This is a genomic window from Shewanella sp. BJSY2023SW001, from assembly GCF_047314685.1.
GTDB classification, from domain to species: domain Bacteria; phylum Pseudomonadota; class Gammaproteobacteria; order Enterobacterales; family Shewanellaceae; genus Shewanella; species Shewanella indica.
Genome location: NZ_JBKORF010000011.1, coordinates 65455 through 83308 on the forward strand (window position 1 = coordinate 65455; position 17854 = coordinate 83308).

At 49.7% G+C, this 17854-nt stretch carries 14 protein-coding genes and 3 tRNA genes; 8 read left to right on the forward strand and 9 right to left on the reverse strand.

Going from position 1 to position 17854, the window contains the following annotated elements:
• Positions 1 to 184 precede the first annotated feature (184 nt).
• Together gap and ACMHXH_RS02020 are read right to left on the reverse strand one after the other, a co-directional pair.
• Entirely contained in the window at positions 185 to 1195 is a 1011-nt protein-coding gene (gene gap / locus ACMHXH_RS02015; RefSeq protein ID WP_025010313.1) for a type I glyceraldehyde-3-phosphate dehydrogenase, read from the reverse strand.
• Positions 1196 to 1406: 211 nt separating this feature from the next.
• Positions 1407 to 2354 (reverse strand): DUF2989 domain-containing protein, encoded by a 948-nt coding sequence (locus ACMHXH_RS02020; protein ID WP_335908516.1) that lies wholly within the window; start codon positions 2352 to 2354, stop codon positions 1407 to 1409.
• A gap of 193 nt (positions 2355 to 2547) precedes the next feature.
• Between ACMHXH_RS02020 and ACMHXH_RS02025 the strand changes: the two genes are divergently transcribed.
• The 4 genes from ACMHXH_RS02025 (at position 2548) to ACMHXH_RS02040 (ending at position 4721) form a co-directional block, all read left to right on the forward strand.
• Entirely contained in the window at positions 2548 to 3990 is a 1443-nt protein-coding gene (locus ACMHXH_RS02025; protein ID WP_039032918.1) for a glyceraldehyde-3-phosphate dehydrogenase, read from the forward strand.
• A 432-nt stretch (positions 3991 to 4422) separates the two neighbouring features.
• Positions 4423 to 4498, forward strand: a tRNA-Gly gene (locus tag ACMHXH_RS02030).
• A 20-nt stretch (positions 4499 to 4518) separates the two neighbouring features.
• A tRNA-Cys gene (locus ACMHXH_RS02035) sits at positions 4519 to 4592 on the forward strand.
• 42 nt (positions 4593 to 4634) lie between these two features.
• Positions 4635 to 4721, forward strand: a tRNA-Leu gene (locus ACMHXH_RS02040).
• 372 nt (positions 4722 to 5093) lie between these two features.
• Here ACMHXH_RS02040 and ACMHXH_RS02045 read toward each other — a convergent pair.
• The 3 genes from ACMHXH_RS02045 to ACMHXH_RS02055 all read right to left on the reverse strand — a co-directional run bounded on the left by ACMHXH_RS02045 (position 5094) and on the right by ACMHXH_RS02055 (position 8350).
• The gene (locus ACMHXH_RS02045) at positions 5094 to 6428 is read right to left on the reverse strand and encodes an anti-phage deoxyguanosine triphosphatase (protein WP_071475536.1); all 1335 of its coding nucleotides are present in this window, start codon (positions 6426 to 6428) and stop codon (positions 5094 to 5096) included.
• Positions 6429 to 6439: 11 nt separating this feature from the next.
• Complete coding sequence (yfbR, locus tag ACMHXH_RS02050; RefSeq protein WP_039032920.1) at positions 6440 to 7027, reverse strand: 5'-deoxynucleotidase; 588 nt, start codon at positions 7025 to 7027, stop codon at positions 6440 to 6442.
• Between the two features lie 108 nt (positions 7028 to 7135).
• The gene (locus ACMHXH_RS02055; RefSeq protein ID WP_039032921.1) at positions 7136 to 8350 is read right to left on the reverse strand and encodes a pyridoxal phosphate-dependent aminotransferase; all 1215 of its coding nucleotides are present in this window, start codon (positions 8348 to 8350) and stop codon (positions 7136 to 7138) included.
• A 575-nt stretch (positions 8351 to 8925) separates the two neighbouring features.
• Here ACMHXH_RS02055 and ACMHXH_RS02060 point away from each other — a divergent pair.
• A complete protein-coding gene (locus ACMHXH_RS02060; protein ID WP_071475537.1) occupies positions 8926 to 10308 on the forward strand; it encodes a Na+/H+ antiporter NhaC family protein in 1383 nt (460 codons plus the stop codon).
• A 216-nt stretch (positions 10309 to 10524) separates the two neighbouring features.
• Here ACMHXH_RS02060 and ACMHXH_RS02065 read toward each other — a convergent pair whose 3' ends face one another.
• A complete protein-coding gene (locus tag ACMHXH_RS02065) occupies positions 10525 to 11778 on the reverse strand; it encodes a uracil-xanthine permease family protein (RefSeq protein WP_039032923.1) in 1254 nt (417 codons plus the stop codon).
• A gap of 211 nt (positions 11779 to 11989) precedes the next feature.
• On the opposite strand from ACMHXH_RS02065, the gene ACMHXH_RS02070 reads away from it, so the two are divergent.
• Together ACMHXH_RS02070 and hda are read left to right on the forward strand one after the other, a co-directional pair.
• The gene (locus ACMHXH_RS02070) at positions 11990 to 13135 is read left to right on the forward strand and encodes a DUF2066 domain-containing protein (protein ID WP_413737549.1); all 1146 of its coding nucleotides are present in this window, start codon (positions 11990 to 11992) and stop codon (positions 13133 to 13135) included.
• Positions 13136 to 13211: 76 nt separating this feature from the next.
• Complete coding sequence (hda, locus tag ACMHXH_RS02075; RefSeq protein WP_039032924.1) at positions 13212 to 13922, forward strand: DnaA inactivator Hda; 711 nt, start codon at positions 13212 to 13214, stop codon at positions 13920 to 13922.
• 79 nt (positions 13923 to 14001) lie between these two features.
• On the opposite strand, the gene ACMHXH_RS02080 is transcribed toward hda, so the two are convergent.
• Entirely contained in the window at positions 14002 to 15951 is a 1950-nt protein-coding gene (locus ACMHXH_RS02080) for a PKD domain-containing protein (RefSeq protein WP_071475539.1), read from the reverse strand.
• A 310-nt stretch (positions 15952 to 16261) separates the two neighbouring features.
• Here ACMHXH_RS02080 and ACMHXH_RS02085 point away from each other — a divergent pair, with 310 nt between their 5' ends.
• Positions 16262 to 16540: a peptidylprolyl isomerase gene (locus tag ACMHXH_RS02085; protein ID WP_025010268.1), complete on the forward strand. Its 279-nt coding sequence runs from the start codon at positions 16262 to 16264 to the stop codon at positions 16538 to 16540.
• Between the two features lies 1 nt (position 16541).
• Here ACMHXH_RS02085 and ACMHXH_RS02090 read toward each other — a convergent pair whose 3' ends face one another.
• Both ACMHXH_RS02090 and ACMHXH_RS02095 read right to left on the reverse strand, forming a co-directional pair.
• Positions 16542 to 17129, reverse strand: coding sequence for a class I SAM-dependent methyltransferase (locus tag ACMHXH_RS02090; RefSeq protein ID WP_071475540.1), 588 nt, complete (start codon positions 17127 to 17129; stop codon positions 16542 to 16544).
• A complete protein-coding gene (locus ACMHXH_RS02095) occupies positions 17126 to 17599 on the reverse strand; it encodes a mechanosensitive ion channel family protein (protein WP_052247916.1) in 474 nt (157 codons plus the stop codon). The genes ACMHXH_RS02090 and ACMHXH_RS02095 overlap by 4 nt, the downstream gene beginning before the upstream one ends.
• Positions 17600 to 17854 lie beyond the last annotated feature (255 nt).

The following is a 17854-nucleotide window of genomic DNA, read 5'->3' on the forward strand; positions in this document are numbered from 1 at the left end:
TTTACATCAAATATTGAAAGAGCAATGAGACAGCAGGGGGATATCGGGAGAAGCACTGCTGACAGACGGATAAAACGGGCTATGGAAGTTTGAGAAATAAAGACCTAGTCTGTGGCAAGACAAAGCTAGTACAACTGGCATAAAAAACGCCTGCACTAGGCAGGCGTTCGGCTTTGAACTTATATTACTTGGCTGTCATCAAGGCAACGGCGTTGTCCAGCATACGGTTGCTGAACCCCCACTCGTTGTCGTACCAGGCCATGACTTTCACCAGGCGTCCCTTGACGCGAGTCTGGGTGGCGTCGAAGTTGGATGAGAAGGCGTTGTGGTTGAAGTCGATGGAAACCAGAGGCTCCTTATTAACCGCCAGCACTTCGTTCATGGGGGAAGTCTTGGCTGCCGCTTCTATAATGGCGTTAACTTCTTCCACTGTGGTGTCGCGGGAAGCGATAAAGGACAGGTCAACCAGAGACACGTTGACAGTCGGAACCCGAACTGCCAGACCGTCAAACTTGCCCTGAAGCTCAGGTACAACCAAACCAACAGCCGCAGCAGCACCTGTTTTGGTTGGGATCATCGACAAAGCCGCCGCGCGGGCACGACGCATATCGCTGTGATACACATCAGACAGACGCTGGTCATTGGTGTAGGCGTGAATCGTGGTCATCAGGCCGGATTCAATGCCGATGGCATCGTTCAATGGCTTGGCCACTGGTGCCAGACAGTTAGTGGTACAGGAAGCATTGGAGATAACAGTCATCTCTTTGGTGATTTCCTGGTTGTTAACCCCGTATACCACGGTGGCATCAACATTCTTACCGGGAGCTGAGATGATAACCTTCTTGGCGCCGGCATCCAGGTGTGGTTGTACCGCTTCTTTGGAAGTGAAGATACCGGTACATTCGAAAACCACATCTACCTGCAGCTCGGCCCATGGCAGTTTGGATGGATCGCGTTCCTGGAAGGTCGGGATCTTGTCGCCATTGACATAAATAGCTTCATCGTCGTGTTCTACTTTGGCGTTGAAGCGGCCGTGAACAGAGTCATATTTGGTCAGGTGAGCGTTGATGGAAGCGTCTCCGAGATCGTTGATGGCAACGATTTGAATAGGATAGTCTTTCTCGCTCTCGTATAGAGCACGCAGAACATTGCGTCCGATACGGCCATAACCGTTAATTGCTACGCGGATAGTCATCTCATATCCCTCTGGTGAATGTAAAAACAGTAATTGGTAGTAAAATTACAAAAATGTCGCGGGTCGTCAAGTTAAATCACGCTGTAACTGGCTATCCCGTTAACAAATTAGGTGTTTTTATTACAGCGGTCGCGAAACAATGCTTTAATTGTGCGACCGACAGGCGTAAATTACAAACTGGCAAGTAATTTGCCGCCCGGAGAATAGATCATCAGTTTTGTTTGGCCGCTTCGGCGCTTTTCTCAAGCTTACTGTCGCTATCAATGGGTTTGCTATTTGCGGCTTGTGTTGCTCCAACCTCAGGAGCAACTTGTGTCCCCGCATTGCCTTGCAGGCGTTTGGGCCAGTCACTCTCAAGGTAATCACCGCTTTTGAGAGCGTCCGCCAGACTACTTGCCTGTTGATCCAAATGAGTACTCAGCTGACTGTTGTTGCCTATCATGGCCTGAAGCTGGACCTCATCGACCGGGTTGTCGGTCAACAGTAGATTGGTTCTTGAAAGCAGATAGGCCTGCTCCATATCCTGCAACTGCCGGGAAGCACTCGCCAGCCCCAATAACCAATCGGGGTCGAAGTTCTTATCTGTACTTTTTAAAAACACTTTAAGATAGAGTTGTTTCGCTTTGATGGCATCAAACTTGAGATAATAGCCCGCTAGCCCGGCAAGGATCTCGGATGAATCTATCTGTTGCTGTTTCTCTGCTTCAAGCAATACCTTGAGCGCCGCATCGTCACCTAAATGTGCCCAGTGATAGAAGGCAATATAAATGTCATTACTGCCCTTGGTGGAGGCCTGCAGCTCAGACAGGCTTTGCGCGCTTAAACCATAGGCTCTGGCTCTGTCATTGGTGCGCTCTGGATTGAGAATATGTTGTACTCCGGACGCAAGTCCCACACAGCGGTTGTAGTTTTCCAGTTTAGTGAGCAAGTGATAAATTTGCTCACCTGAGGGTTCAGCGGTGGTTTTGACCTGGTAGCGCTGAATAATCAGACTGTTTTTTTCCCGCCTGCACCAGCTATCCTTATGCAAATCGTCACAAAGTTCAGGATTATTCTTACAAATAGTGGCGGGGTTACCGCCGTTATCACAGCCACTAACCCATGCTATAAGGATAAATGATGTAATTATTACTAGATTACGCGTCAAAATACGCTCCACATGGTTAAATCTGTAATTTAATTAGAGATTTAGCGAAAATCTCCTACTAGCTTGAAGCTGCAGTTTTCATTACAATAGCGCCGACCAAAGAGGGGCAGGTTAGCTGTCATAAATATGATTATTGGTCTTTTCTTTTTGTTACTCAAACCTTTCCCGTTAATTTAAGTGGAAAAGTGAGATAAAGGATCTGTAAATGAGCGCTGATAAACACCTACAAAGTTGGCAAGAACGCTTCGAACTGGCAGAGGCCATGCAGCCCCTGTTGGGCAAGTTGTATCGCAATCAGGGCGTAGAAGTGGTGGTTTATGGTAAACCCCTGCTGATCGCCTCCACTATCGATATTATCAAGGCCCATCGTCTGGTTCGTCGCCATGTGGGCGACAAGCTGCGCCTGCGTGAGAGCTTCCCCTTCGTAGAAGCCCTGAGCAAACTGGATGTCAAACAGTGCAAAGTGGATATAGGTAAACTGGCGGTTAAGTACTGGCGTAATCATACCGATGGCAGCGAAATCGAGGCTTATATGAGCCGCGAGCTGGCCAGTGCCATTGAAAGCAAAGATGAAGTTGAACCACGCAACGTCGTACTGTACGGCTTCGGCCGTATCGGTCGTCTGCTGGCCCGTCTGTTGATCGAAAAAACCGGTCGCAGCAACAAGTTGCGCCTGCGCGCTATCGTTCTGCGCGGTGGCCGTAAGGGCGATCTGGAAAAACGTGCCAGCCTACTGCGCCGTGATTCAGTACACGGACCTTTTAACGGTTCGGTTGAGGTGGATGAAGAGAACAACGCCATCATCGCCAACGGTACTTATATTCAGGTGATTTACGCCAACTCACCCGATGAAGTGGATTACACCAAGTATGGTATTACTGATGCCTTGGTGGTCGATAACACAGGTATCTGGAAAGATGAAGACGGTTTGGGTCTGCACCTTAAGAGCCCTGGTGCATCCAAGGTTCTACTGACTGCACCTGCCAAAGGCAGTATCAAGAACATAGTCTTTGGTGTTAACGACAGCGATATTCTGCCGGAAGACGTTATTGTTTCTGCTGCCAGCTGTACCACCAACGCCATTACGCCTGTATTGAAGGCCGTTAATGATAAGTACGGTATCGAAAATGGTCACGTGGAAACTATCCACTCGTATACCAATGACCAAAACCTGATTGATAACTACCACAAAGCCGACCGTCGTGGTCGCAGCGCGCCGCTGAATATGGTGATCACCGAAACCGGTGCCGCCAAAGCCGTTGCCAAGGCCTTGCCGGTGCTTTCCGGTAAGCTGACCGGTAATGCGATTCGGGTGCCGACTCCTAATGTGTCTATGGCCATCATTAGTCTGAACCTGAATGCTGAAACCAGCAAAGAAGATATGAACGCGTATCTGCGTGATATCGCGCTGCATTCAGAGCTGCAAAACCAGGTTGACTTCACCGAGTCTACGGAAATCGTTTCTTGTGATCTGGTGGGTTCACGCTACGCCGGCGTGGTTGACTCTCAAGCCACTATCGCCGATGGCAAGCGCGCCATCCTCTACGTATGGTATGACAATGAGTTTGGTTATAGCTGCCAGGTGGTGGGTGTAATGCAGAAGATGTTAGGTCTTAACTACTTGTCTCTGCCATTGTCTGAAGATTAATTCCGACTCTTAATAGCCAAGGCCCGGTCTGAGTACCGGGCCTTGTTATATCCAAGCCTGAATATTATTGGATTCACCTCGGACCGTTTGAGAAGTGATTTTAGAGAGGCGTTGTACAAGGTTTTTTAGGATGTCATTTGATAGGGAAGGGAGTCGACAAGCTACTGAATCAGATTGCATTTTAATCATTTTGACCGGAAATAGTCCCCTGTTGAGTAAATTGCCAGCATTCAAGCCATTTTGATATAAAAATGCTTATTTGCCGATTGACTCCCGCCCTTAAATCGGTAGAATGCCATTCCGCAGTCAGGGGATAAGACTCTGGCTTTCGCTTGGATAGCGGAACTGGTATGCGACATTAGCTCAGTTGATAAAACAAAAGGTCGGTACCTTTGTTGATTGTCAACTCGGAAGATGAAGCAAACAAGTGATGCGACATTAGCTCAGTTGGTAGAGCGGTACCTTGCCAAGGTACAGGTCATCGGTTCGAACCCGATATGTCGCTCCAATCCCAGCCTTACGGCTTGGGGCGCGATGGCAGAATGGCTATGCTGCGGATTGCAAATCCGTCGATCTCGGTTCGACTCCGGGTCGCGCCTCCACTCTTTCAGCGACGATGAGATATGCTCCTTGTCGCACAATTTGCCCGAGTGGTGGAATCGGTAGACACAAGGGATTTAAAATCCCTCGCTGGTAACAGCGTGACGGTTCAAGTCCGTCCTCGGGTACCATATTAAAAAAGAGGCCAAGCAAATTTGCGGCCTCTTTTTTATTTCCATAGCTAGCTTTCCGAATATTTCCCTAGATGGCTACCCAACAAAGGTAACCCTCTTTTTCAATCACGTTTTAACATCAAGCGGCTATGCAGCCATCTAGAGTGATTGCTCATGATCAATCATGTAGTGGTTCATGATGGTAAAACTACCGCCATGTCCTCCTTGGTATAAATCATCAAAAAATAACAGCTATTATACGGCCTGCCTTGATGAGTTCGCCCCTTCGCAACGATATGGCAAAGCCTGCGTAAATCGTATTCCCCTCATGTGAAATGAAGATCAATTTTTTCGACCCATTATTAACTGAACGGCATTGGCTTGATGTGGTCAATAATTCTGGCTCAAGTCTATGATGGCACCGCCCTTTGGGCTAAACAGTTGCTGATGTAACCTGGCGGCAAACTCATCTGTCATTCCCGAGATATAGTCTGCTATTACTCTGTGGCTGTTTTCGCCCTTGTTGTTGGCTTGCTGCCAACGAGATTGTGTGTTGTGAGGCAAAAGCCTCAGGGGATCCGAGGCAAAGGCTTCAAACAGCTCCATCACTATCTGTTGCCCCTTGTACTCCAGCATCTGGATCTCGGGCTTACGTACCACATGTTTAAGTACAAACTGCTTCAATAGTTCCAATAGCTCGGCAAAGGCCGGCTCCAACTTGGCACTGAATCTCAGCAAGGGTTCGGCAAAGTCCGGAGTTTGGTCGATTCTGATGGCGGTTACCAGCGCATTTACCAAGGTTCCTATGGCATCCTTACGCAAGTGATGTTTGCGGGAAAACAGCTTGAGCTCAATATTCCCGAGCTGGCTTTGGATCCATTCATCCTCAATGGCTTGCAGCGGTGCACGCATATCCTCATGCCAATTGGAGCAGGTGACAATTCCCATCACTATGGCATCTTCGAGATCGTGCACCGCATAGGCGATATCATCGGCCAGCTCCATAATGGTGCAGTCGAATGATTTATAGCGGGTGCGATGGTGCAGCCCTTCGCCCGGGCTATAGTGGCTGAGAAAGCCTTGCTTGTCTTTACTATCCAGCGGCTCAAGCACCCAATCGAGGATAGCTTCATCATCATCGAAAACCCCTTTGACCGGCGGCCATTGGCTCGGCCTTAACTGACGATAGTGACTCAGTTCCGGCTGGGGTCTATCGACTTTCAGCGTACGTACCGGCGCTGGATATTTGAGTACACCGAGCAGGGTACGCCGGGTTAGGTTCATGCCAAAGTGTTCGGTATAGGGTTCAAGCCGGGTAAGAATTCTGAAGGTCTGGCCATTGCCTTCAAAGCCGCCGTGCTCACGCATCATGTAGTTGAGCGCCACCTCACCGCCATGGCCATAGGGTGGGTGGCCGATATCGTGGGCGAGACACAGGGCTTCGAGCAGACTCATGGAATCGAGCAAAAAGGCCATTTCGGGATAGCGCTGCTTCAGCTGGGCGGCTATGCCCGTGCCTATTTGCGAGACTTCCAGTGAGTGGGTCAGGCGGGTGCGGTAAAAGTCGTTCATGCCCACCCCAAGTACCTGAGTCTTGGCCTGTAAGCGCCGAAAGGCGGCAGAGTGCAGAATTCTGGCTCTGTCTCTCTGATAGGGACTGCGATTATCGTCGCGGCGCTGACTGTTATTGGGCTCGCGCCTGGCTTGCCAGTGGGCTTGGCTCATAATATCTCCTGCTAGAGCAGTTGATTGATCTCATCCAGATCCAGGGTGAAACTGGGAATAAAATGCTCGCGAAAATACGCCACTGCCGGGTCGGGGTTGGCATCCAGCATGGTTTCGAGTCGCTTGCGGGCACTATTGAACTCGTTGTTGCCTGCACGCTTTTCTTCGAGACACTTAAGATAGGCGCACAGAGTATCGGCGGACTTGACCAACTTGCGATGGCTGAGCTCGGCGTTATCACTGATAAACAGCGAGCGGTAGTCGTCACGAAACTCTTCGGGCACCATCTCCAGCAGCCTGGCTTCGGCTATGGCTTCAATCTTCTTGTATTCGGCTTCTATCTCGGCATTGAAGTATTTGACCGGAGTGGGCAGATCGCCGGTAAGAATTTCGCCGGCATCGTGAAAGATGGCCAGGGTAGCGGCGCGATCGGGCGAATACTGACCATTGAATTTACGGTTACTGATGATGGCCAGCGCATGGGCCACCATGGCGACCTGCAATGAGTGTTCCTGCACATTCTCGGGGCGGACGTTATACATTAAAGGCCAACGCTGAATTAACTTCATCCTGGCCAGGTGGGCAAAAAGGTGACTCATACAACTTCTCTAAGTTTTTGCGCGTTTCCCTTACTTTACCTCAGTGGTTAAAGGCTGTCAGTGCCGGGCGGCGATAAAAAAGCCGCCTCGACGGGCGACTGGCATTTGTTATTGGCGGTAGTACTCGAGGAAGTCACCGAAGGCGAGCAGGGCCCGCTGTAAGTCTTCCTTATGAGGGAGAAACACCACTCGTAAGTGATCCGGCTCTGACCAGTTAAAGGCAGTGCCCTGTACCAAGAGAATTTTCTTATCTTTCAGTAGATCCAGCACCAGGCGCTCATCGTCCCTGAGGCCGAAACGCTTGCTGTCGAGGCGAGGGAATGCATACATGGCACCCTTGGGTTTCACCACGCTCACGCCGGGAATTTGATTGAGTAGCTCATAACAGATATCCCGCTGTTGGGTCAGGCGGCCATCTATGGCGGTAAGCTCATTGATACTTTGATAACCACCTAATGCGGTTTGAATCGCGTGCTGATTGGGCACGTTGGCACAAAGGCGCATAGAGGAGAGCATCTCCAGCCCTTCAATATAACTTCGCGCCGCCTTGAGATTGCCGGACAGCATCATCCAACCGACCCGGAAACCGGCGGCTCTATAGGCTTTGGAAAGGCCATTAAACGTCACTGTGAGAATATCGTCCGACAAGCTGCAGGCCGGGATATGCACAGCGCCATCGTAAAGAATTTTGTCATAAATCTCATCGGCAAACAGTATGATGGAGTGTTGCCGGCACAACTCAACAATCTCCAGCAACAGCTCGCGACTGTATACGGCACCGGTTGGATTGTTGGGGTTGATAATCACAATTCCGCGGGTTCTTGGGCCAATCTTGCTCTTGATATCCTCAAGATCGGGAAACCAGTCGGCCGCTTCATCGCAGCGATAGTGGCGCGCCTTGCCGCCGGCCAGGTTAACCGCCGCGGTCCATAGTGGATAGTCAGGGGAGGGAACCAACACCTCATCATCGGTATTGAGTAGCCCTTGCATGGCCATCACTATCAGTTCGGAAACACCATTACCTATATAGATATCTTCAATATCGACACCGAAGATCCCCTGGGACTGGTAATGCTGCACTATCGCCTTACGGGCAGAAAACAAACCTTTGGACTCACAATACCCTTGAGCCGATGGCAGGTTGAGGATGACGTCACGAACTATCTCTTCCGGGGCTTCAAAGCCAAAGGGGGCCGGGTTACCTATATTGAGTTTAAGAATACGGTGCCCTTCATCTTCCAACCGACGTGCTTCTTTATGTACCGGTCCTCGAATATCGTAACAAACACTGTCGAGCTTATTGGATTTGATGATTGGCCGCATTACTACCTCGAAACTGGCTGATATGAAAGAGTTTAACCTTCGGCACGATACCTAATTTAAAGCATCTTAGAAAGGGGGGATGAGTCATATTTTTTGCTTTTAACAGAATTTTTATCTTTTCACGTCAAACAAATATGCCAGTTAAAAGATGATGCGACTACAACCTGATTGGATATCAGTATTTAAAACTGCTTAATCGCCAGGGTGCTGGTGATTAGCACAAAACTCATTTGACATTGTTTAAAATAAAAAGGCAGTTTAACTGAATGCTTATATGTCAATAACGCTAAAAGAGCTTAAAATGTGCATGTAAAAGCTATTGAATCATATAGAAATTTTTTGGCAATTGCCTACAAGGTCAAAATTTGGGCTGACTGATTCAGATTATGGTTGACTCATATGCAGTTGAGCATTATTTTCTGCGCGATGTTTTTAGCAAGGCTCCAACAAAAGCGACCAGTTGTTACTGTCCGTCTGGCGGAAAGCCGTAAATAAAGCAGTTGTTTTGGCGGTGTCTTGAACGCCCCACATGACTTTATAGGGCCGTAAGGCCATCTTTTTGAGGACCTAAGTGCATGTCTGAGCCGACAGCGTTAAGTCTTGTTCCCCCCATTGTTGTATTGGTGCTGGCCATTTGGCTGCGTCGTCCCATTTTGGCGTTGATCATAGGCGCGGTCAGTGGTCTGTTACTTTTGGATCCCAGTCAGGTACTGAATAACTTCGCCGATATTTCACTCAAAGTGATGGCCGATGAGACCATAGGTTGGTTAATCCTGGTGTGTGGCAGTTTCGGTGCCCTGATTGCCTTATTGGTGCGCACCGGCGGTGCCTTGGCCTTTGGCCGCAAGGCAATTAAGTTAGCCAAGGGGCCGCGCTCGTCCCTGCTAATGACCTTTGTACTTGGCCTGGTTATCTTCATTGATGATTACCTGAATGCGCTCACGGTCGGTGAAACCATGAAACGGGTCACCGACAGATTCAAGATCTCCCGTGAGATGCTGGCCTATGTGGTCGACTCTACCGCTGCGCCAGTGTGCGTGTTGGTGCCGCTATCTACCTGGGCGGTCTTTTTCGGCGGGCTCTTGGTCAACAACGGAGTGGCTGCCGAAGGTGAGGGGATCCAAATCTATATGCAGGCAATCCCGTACATGTTTTATGCCTGGTTGGCAGTTGCCATGGTGTTGTTGGTGATTCTCGGCATAGTCCCGGCCATAGGGCCAATGAAAAAAGCACAGCTTGCTGCGGCTGCCGGTAGTCCAGCCAAAGAACAAACAAATTTTGATGAAGTCCAGACCTTGGATGAATATGCCGTGCGCGCGATGGAAGAGGAGTTTGAGCTGGCCGATAAGCAAGGACAATTACATAATTTCCTGGTACCTATTTTGCTGTTGGTTGGCTTTACCGTCTACTTCGATATCGATGTATGGAAAGGCTTGTTGGCAACCTTGGTGATTACCTTGCCATATTACGCGGTACAGCGTTTGATGCCCTTGTCCGAAATGATGGATCAGATGATAGATGGCTTCAAGAGCATGCTACCAGCTATAGGCACTGTTATCGCCGCCTTTGTGTTCAAGGATGTTTGCGATCAACTGCTGCTGCCTCAGTATGTCATCGACTCCCTGAGTCCCTTTATGACACCTAAGCTCTTGCCGGCAGTGGTATTTGTAGCCATGGCAATTCTGGCCTTTGCCACAGGTTCCAGTTGGGGTATTTTTGCGGTGACCATTCCTATTGTAATGCCGCTGGCGCAATCTGTTGGTGCCGATATCCCCTTGGTGATAGGCGCCTTGTTGTCAGCTTCATCCTTTGGTAGCCAGGCATGTTTCTACTCAGACTCCACCGTCCTTGCGGCGCAAGGCTCCGGCTGTAATCTGGTAAGCCACGCAGTCACTCAACTGCCTTATGCCTTAATCGCAGCGGCACTGACTTTTGTTGGCTTTATCATAGTGGCTTGAGCCCTAACCTGAACTCTAAACAGTGACCTAAAATCCCCGGGTATGTCCTGGGGATTTTTGTTTTCTGAACATCCCAGACGGTTTTTATTCGAGTCTGTGAGGCTCGTTATGTGTTCTTATGCTTCCCATTGGGAAATGACAGATTATAAGTCAAAAAACCGATGACAACGCCATCGGTTTTTTAATTAATATGTTCTAACGCAGCCAGTACTCAGCTTAGGTTTCATCTGCTACAGAGTTACCTGTTTTGCTCGCGTGAGGTTTGCTGTTTGGCAGCAACAGGTTCATCAATATAGCTACGATACCGCAAAGGCTGATGCCGGTCAGGCTGAATGAACCGATACCGAAAGCCATACCCCCGATACCGAATACCAGTGTCACTCCAACGATAGAAAGGTTGCGAGGTTCACTGAGATCCACCTGGTGTTTGATCAATGAGTTGAGGCCCACTGCAGCGATAGAGCCGAACAACAGACACATGATACCGCCCATTACAGGTACCGGAATGGTCTGCATCAGAGCCCCCAACTTGCCGACGAAGGCCAGCAAAATAGCAGTAATGGCTGTCCAGGTCATAATTCTCGGATCAAAGTTGCGCGTCAGGGTTACTGCGCCTGTGACCTCAGAATAAGTGGTATTGGGTGGGCCGCCAAAAGCGGTAGCTGCTATGGTGGCAACACCGTCACCGGCAAGAGTGCGATGTAAGCCGGGCTTTTTCAGGTAATCTTTACCGGTAACATTGGAGATAGCCAGAATATCCCCTATGTGCTCCACCGCCGGGGCGATGGCAACCGGGATCATGAAGGCTATGGCGTGCCAGTTAAATTCGGGAGCGACGAAGTTAGGCATGGCCAGCCAGGCGGCTTCGTGTACAACATTGAAGTCCACTATGCCGTAATACAGACTCAAGCTGTAACCGACTATAATGCCGGCCAGGATCGGCATCAGCCTCAACAGTCCCTTGGCAAAGATGGCCACGGCTATGGTGGTCAGGAGTGATGCCAGAGAAACAAATAGCGCGGTATCTTGGGCAACAAGCACCTGGCTGCCATCTCCACTTTTACCAAGCGCCATATTCACCGCAACCGGTGCCAAGCCGAGACCTATGATGATGATAACCGGCCCCACAACCACAGGGGGCAGAAGCCTCATAATAATGCCGCTGCCACGCAGTTTTACCACAGAGGCCAGCATTAGGTAGACACAGCCGGCTGCCATCAACCCGCCCATGGTGGCAGGGATACCCCAAGTTTGGACGCCATACATAACAGGTGGAATAAAAGCAAAAGACGACGCGAGGAAAACAGGGATTTGACGTTTGGTGATCAGTTGGAATAACAGGGTGCCGAATCCGGCGGTAAACAGGGCTACGCTGGTATCGAGGCCGGTGAGCAACGGCATCAGCACCAGGGCTCCGAAAGCGACAAATAACATTTGTGCGCCTTGCAGAGGACGGGCAAGGTATTTCATTTTTTTATCCGTATTGTGGTTAAACCGGCCAATATTACCAGATGGCCACAAAGCGTGGGGGGCTATTTGCCGTTTTAGATCAAATTTTTCACAATTTCCATAGTTGAACCCGAGATGAACCAAGAGGCAGGTTTTTCATCTCCACCGGCTCGCCAAGTGGGGCATATATGATACACTTTTGCCATTCCGACCACTTTTTACCGTCGCAAAGATGCTGAATTTATTTGTAAAGCCAGTTGTTTTTCTTTCCCTGTTCTGCGCCACGACTTTGGTTCAGGCTGTTGAGGTTAAACAGCTGGATGAAGCTACTGTAGCCGTTGGGTCCAGATCCAGTGCCGAGAAGAGCAAGGGGCTCAAGAAGGCATTGGAAGATGTTATTTTAAAAAATTCCGGCTCACGCAGTGCTCTCGAAAGCCCGGAGATCCAAGCCAAACTTGCCAATGCCGATGCCCTGGTCAGTCAGTTTGGTTATCTTGATACTGAAGAAGGGCTCAAGCTAAAAGCTAATTTCGAACACCGGAAGATAGTCGACATGTTGCGTGAAGCCGGCTTGCCTGTATGGGGCAAACAGCGTCCCTTAACTCTGTTTTGGCTCAGTACGGATATCAACAATGAAAGAGTTATCCTAAGTGATGACTCAAGCGCTGAAGAGCGCAAGGCGTTTGCCGATGCTTCGATGGAACGTGGTGTGCCGCTGATGTTTCCTTTGATGGATCTTGATGATTTGATGCGTATCAATGTCAATGACGTGCGCGGTTTATTTGCCGATACTGTTGCTACCGCCTCAACTCGCTATCAGGCGGACTTCTTTGCGATGGGCGCACTTGAGGCAAATGGCAGTGAATTTAACTATCAATTGGTACTTTATCCCAAGACGGATATCAGTCAGTCCTTCGGCCAGCCTCTGCTCAATCGTCAGGGACAAGCTGCCAGTAAAGACGAGGCTGTGGCCGAGATGATGTTGTCACTGTCCGATTACTTTGTGTCCCGGTACGCCATAGCCGACTCTGGGGATGGTTTGCTGAGCAAGGTACGTTTTACCGGCATCAGCCAGATGAAGCAGTTGGTGGAAATTGAAGCGTTTCTCAATCAACTCAGCGCGGTGCGTGAAGCAAGCCTTAGCACTTTGCAGGGTGATAGCGCTACTTTTAAGGTGCAACTTTTTGGCTCGGAAGACGACTTGAAAAACCTGTTGCGTTTGGAGCCTCGGTTATCTTCGGCCCAGAGCGGTTTTCAAGATGTCGCCGACGGCCAGGGTTACGATGGTTTTAACTCATTGTCGCAGGCATCCGAGACCACAAAATTCAACGAGAATGTGAGCCAGCCCTTAGGTCCTTACCAGTGGCACAGCCGTTGAGGTTTTAACCGCGGCGCCAGTCATGCTAGACTTGGCGCCCGCATTTTTGATTGACCGCGATTGGGAACGATCCTGAGTGACACAAAACTCACCCTTGCAACTTTCACTGCCCGTTCACTTGCCGGACGATGAGACTTTTAACAGTTACTATCCAGCGGCAGGAAACGATGAACTTATCCAGACTCTGAGGGCCTGTGCCGAAGGCCACAGCCAGGGAGCCGTTTATTTATGGGGACCGGTAAAATCGGGTAGAACCCATTTGATGCACGCCGCCTGTGCTCACGCCAATGAGTTGGAACGCAGCAGTTTTTATATTCCTTTGGGTATTCATGCCAGTATCTCCACCGCTTTACTTGAAGGGTTGGAGCAGCTCGATCTGGTTTGTATTGATGATGTCGATGCGATTGCCGGCCATCCTTTATGGGAAGAGGCGATATTCGATCTCTATAACCGGGTAGCCGAACAGAAACATTGTGCTCTGGTGGTCAGTGGCAGCGCAGCGCCTATAGATGCCGGTTTTGCCTTGCCGGATCTGGTCTCAAGGATGCAGTGGGGACTCAATTATCAGCTCCAGCCCATGGCCGATGAAGAAAAGTTGGTGGCATTGCAACGTCGCGCTGCCATGCGTGGCCTACAGTTACCGGAAGATGTAGGCCGCTTTCTGCTTAATCGTTTAGCCAGAGACTTACGTACCCTGTTCGATGTACTGGATAGGCTGGACAAGGCGTCTATGGTTCATCAACGTAAGTTGACCATTCCCTTTATCAAAGAGATGCTACGGCTTTAGTCTTTAAGTCGCTAAAGATAGTAAAAAAGCGCTGCCCTAGAGCAGCGCTTTTTTATACTATGACAAACTAAAATAACAATCAGTGTCTGTTTACACCCACAGGAGCTCTGTGGCGATCGCCACTCAAACGCAGCGGCACTTGAGTTTGTTCACGCTGTTGTTGATGCTGGATATTGCTCTTTGGCGCCATAAGTGTGGGTGATATGCCGAGGTTGGCTGCCCAACTCAAGCCTGGTTGCATCTGCAGCGGCGCCGGCAAACTATCCAGCAGCAGCTGATTATTGAGCTCAGGCATCATCTCGCTCAACACCAAACCTGTTCGGTTTCTAAGTTCGGTGGCACCGATCCGTCCCCGTTGGCCCCAGTCGACACTGATGCTGTTTGCGGTCACAGTTGCGGGTTTGTCTGTGACAGCCACATCCCGCTGTACCCCAAGACGGTAACTCATCATGGCTTCTTCAAACAGCATGGCGGCATCTTCCCTGGAGGTACTGTAGTTGTAAAAGTCATTGGCTCTGTCGGCAAAGAAGAAGCCGCTGACATCCCCGGGCGAGTATGCCTTTTGGGTCGCTGTGGCGGTTTCGCCCATAAAGCTTACGCTGGCCAGGGCTCTCATTTCTGTGCTATTAAGCGGATAAGCGCTGCTGAGCTGATCCGATATCAAGGCTTTTTGCGCCGTGCGCCGGTAATAATCATCCAGCAAAGTTGGTCCCTCAAGGCTTGAATGAACACTGCGCGGGAAAAAGTCATTGGCATGAGCCAACTCGTGGTATAGCAGCGAGGAAAGATCGGTAGTCAACTCACTGATAGGACGATTGCTGCGCTGGTTGCGATCACGATAGACAGAAGCATAATCGTTGTCTTTGACATAACGCCAGGGGATCAGGAACTGCAGCTCATTACCGAAACCGGCACGGTAATCCGGCGCTTCATTGATGCTGTCGCGCTCGGTTGCCGTCAACCAAAGATCTTCCGGATCCAGATAGATGGCGCCGGTAACCACCCAATAAAAGGAGGGACGGACATCGTAGCTTATCACCACGGCGGTGACAGATTGCAATAAGGTGGCAAAGTCACCATGAGTGTCCATTTGATCGATAAAGGCTTCAAAATTACGCCCCATCCAATCGTGGGATACCAGTACCCGGTCCATTATCGCTTGTTTATCACTGATGCCGGTGCCGACTTGTCCAATCAAGGGCAGGGTACTAAGCTGGCAAGCGCTCAACTGATTGGAATAAGTGCAGCGTTTTAGTACATCGGCATAGGGCGAGTTTCGCCTGTAGGCATGAGTGCGGGCAACTGGCGCATCAAAGTACTCTGAGGTAATTTGCGCTTCATCAGTTATCAGTATGCTGACTTCATCGCTTAAGATCTCGCCATTGACACTGGCGCTGGCTCGCAAGATCACCCCCGTATCCTGGCTAACCCCGGGGGCGACAAATAAGGGACGCTCAAGATTGGACAAGTCCAGATTAAGGTCAGGCCCGGCAGCAATACACCAGTTGATATTGTTTGCCGCAGCGCCATTGACTCTATCCAGTCGTACGCTGACATTATTGCCTTCTACCACTTGGTGATCCTGGCGGATATTTAGGCCACTTCCCGCTGCTACTGTCAGGGTAACCGTCTCCTGCAGGCTGAGATCATTGCCGCTGACATTTAACTGAAAGCGGTAATCACCGCTTTGTGGCGGTACAAACGCCAGCACTGGGCTGTCATTGATGCTCATATCGACACCGGGCCCGGACAACTGCTGCCATTGGAACTGCATATTACGGCTGTTGAGCGTGCCCATAGTGGCAATAACACTGCTTTGCTGGCCGGCTAAATAACGGCTTTGCAACTTAAAAACCAGACCGGATGCTGTTGTTTGATTGTTGAATTCACTTTGTTGCTCACAGCGAGACAAGGCCTGAGGTGGAGTAACGACAGGAGGGATAAGGTCGCCGCCATTATCATTGCCACCACCGCCACAAGCGCTGAGCAATAGGGTACAGCTTAAAGGGAGGTAAGACAGTATCTTCATGGCACGACTCCACTTGGTTGACAGTTTGTTGTTGCTTGTTGTTGTTTTATATCAAAATGGTTGTAAACATTGGGCACTATAGCACGGGCCGTTAGGGTCACCAATAGTCCGGGGGATTGGGACTTTTGTAGTAAGAGAGCGGTGGCAGAAGCTATTTTGAAGCTCTAACATAGGTTTGACTAAAGCTTGCCCCAGGCAAATAAGGTCAACATAGTGCAGCTTGTTTAATATCGAATGAGGGGAGGATCCAAGATTATGGTAAAATCGTCTGCTAATGGTTAGCTAACGAAGATGACTCAGGAGAAACAACATGGCCCGAGCTTGTGCCCGACACATTTTGGTTAAAACCCGTGAAGAGGCGGAAAAACTCAAGGCCCGGATCGCCAAAGGAGAGGACTTTGGCAAGCTGGCGAAACAATACTCTCAGTGCCCTTCAAAAAAACGCGGTGGCGATCTCGGGGAGTTTGGTCCGGGCCAGATGGTTAAGGCCTTCGATCAAGTGGTGTTCAAAAAGCCGGTGCTGGAAGTGCATGGCCCGGTCAAAACCCAGTTTGGTTTTCATCTGATCCAGACTATTTATCGTAATTAAGCTAAAGCTGCTGCGGTTTTCTGGCAAAGGCTCGATAGCATTGAGCCGTATCGCCGGCCAAAGTTCTACAGGTTGTGACTTCATCTTTCAGGTCGACAAAGTCTTCCAGCAGCTCCTGCAACTGCATGGGCGTGTGGTAACACATAGGAGTACCCAGCCCTGAGGTGAAACGTTTCGCAATGGGGGCGCAAAACTCACTCAGGTGGAACAAGCCACCCGGCTTAAGCACGCGTTTTAGCTCCAATATGGCGGCTTTTTGCGCCATTTCAGATGACATGCAGGTTAAAACGGCGCAGCTCAGCACTACATCGAATGTTTCATCGGCAAAAGGCAATGGAAGTTGTGGCAGCTGAATTAAATTGATGTCCGGGTACAGACTGAGGCCGCGCTTTATCATGGCGGTTGAGGGATCGACCCCCAGCACTTCAGGATAGCCTAACTGTTTCAGCTGCTTGGCTATCCGGCCATAACCGCATCCAAAGTCCAGTATTCTGGCGTCGGGTTTTACCAAGTGGCAGAAGCGCTGCACATCGATTTCCAGATTGAAATTGACCTGATTGGCAACCTTATCCCAAAGCTGCGCCGTCATTGCTTATCTTCATCAATAATGGAAACTTTATTGTTTAGGAACAAAGAGTTTGGCACCAGGTGTGTCACACCGTCATCCTTCACCGTGATATAACGCAGATTGAGATCCACCACAGTCCCCCTGGAGCCGGTAATATCGATTTTATTGCCCAGCTTTATCGGCTTATAGAGCACTATCATAATACCGGCAATCAGGTTGGAGATGGCGTCTTTGAGGGCGAAACCCAGCGCAAAGCCAGTGAGTCCGAGGCCGGCAACCAGGGCGCCAACATCAAAGCCCAACTTGGATAAGGCCAAGACAGCGCCGATAAATATCAGTACCACGCGCTGGGAGTTGGAGATCAAGCGAAACGATTCGCTGGCCGCCGAGTCAAAGCGGGCGGCCACTTGTTTCAGGCAACGGTCGATAATCAGGCTGAACACTGCAAATGCGGCAAACACCAGGATTGCCTGAATGACATTCTCATTCATTTTCTGCTCCGAATAATAAAACCCTAATCGCTGAAATTTTCAGCTTGGTGCACAAAGGCATGCCAAACCGCTAAAAATATCAAATTCCGAGATAGAGACAAGAGTCAACCCATTAATTTCAGTGACTTAATTGGGCTTGCTATAAAGCTGTTTACCCGCTTTAATACTGTCATTTCTTATTGAATTACCGAGTGCATCATTGTATTTGAAAATATGGCTGTGTATAAGGGGGTAACATTTTACAAGGACGAAAAT

Excerpts from the sequence above, each read along its gene's own strand:
- ACMHXH_RS02060 (WP_071475537.1), top strand. The coding sequence starts at position 8,926 with ATGTCTGAGCCGACAGCGTTAAGTCTTGTTCCCCCCATTGTTGTATTG.
- gap (WP_025010313.1), bottom strand. The coding sequence starts at position 1,195 with ATGACTATCCGCGTAGCAATTAACGGTTATGGCCGTATCGGACGCAAT.
- ACMHXH_RS02065 (WP_039032923.1), bottom strand. The coding sequence starts at position 11,778 with ATGAAATACCTTGCCCGTCCTCTGCAAGGCGCACAAATGTTATTTGTC.
- ACMHXH_RS02045 (WP_071475536.1), bottom strand. The coding sequence starts at position 6,428 with ATGAGCCAAGCCCACTGGCAAGCCAGGCGCGAGCCCAATAACAGTCAG.
- ACMHXH_RS02055 (WP_039032921.1), bottom strand. The coding sequence starts at position 8,350 with ATGCGGCCAATCATCAAATCCAATAAGCTCGACAGTGTTTGTTACGAT.
- ACMHXH_RS02085 (WP_025010268.1), top strand. The coding sequence starts at position 16,262 with ATGGCCCGAGCTTGTGCCCGACACATTTTGGTTAAAACCCGTGAAGAG.
- ACMHXH_RS02070 (WP_413737549.1), top strand. The coding sequence starts at position 11,990 with ATGCTGAATTTATTTGTAAAGCCAGTTGTTTTTCTTTCCCTGTTCTGC.
- ACMHXH_RS02025 (WP_039032918.1), top strand. The coding sequence starts at position 2,548 with ATGAGCGCTGATAAACACCTACAAAGTTGGCAAGAACGCTTCGAACTG.
- ACMHXH_RS02080 (WP_071475539.1), bottom strand. The coding sequence starts at position 15,951 with ATGAAGATACTGTCTTACCTCCCTTTAAGCTGTACCCTATTGCTCAGC.
- yfbR (WP_039032920.1), bottom strand. The coding sequence starts at position 7,027 with ATGAGTCACCTTTTTGCCCACCTGGCCAGGATGAAGTTAATTCAGCGT.
- ACMHXH_RS02090 (WP_071475540.1), bottom strand. The coding sequence starts at position 17,129 with ATGACGGCGCAGCTTTGGGATAAGGTTGCCAATCAGGTCAATTTCAAT.
- ACMHXH_RS02095 (WP_052247916.1), bottom strand. The coding sequence starts at position 17,599 with ATGAATGAGAATGTCATTCAGGCAATCCTGGTGTTTGCCGCATTTGCA.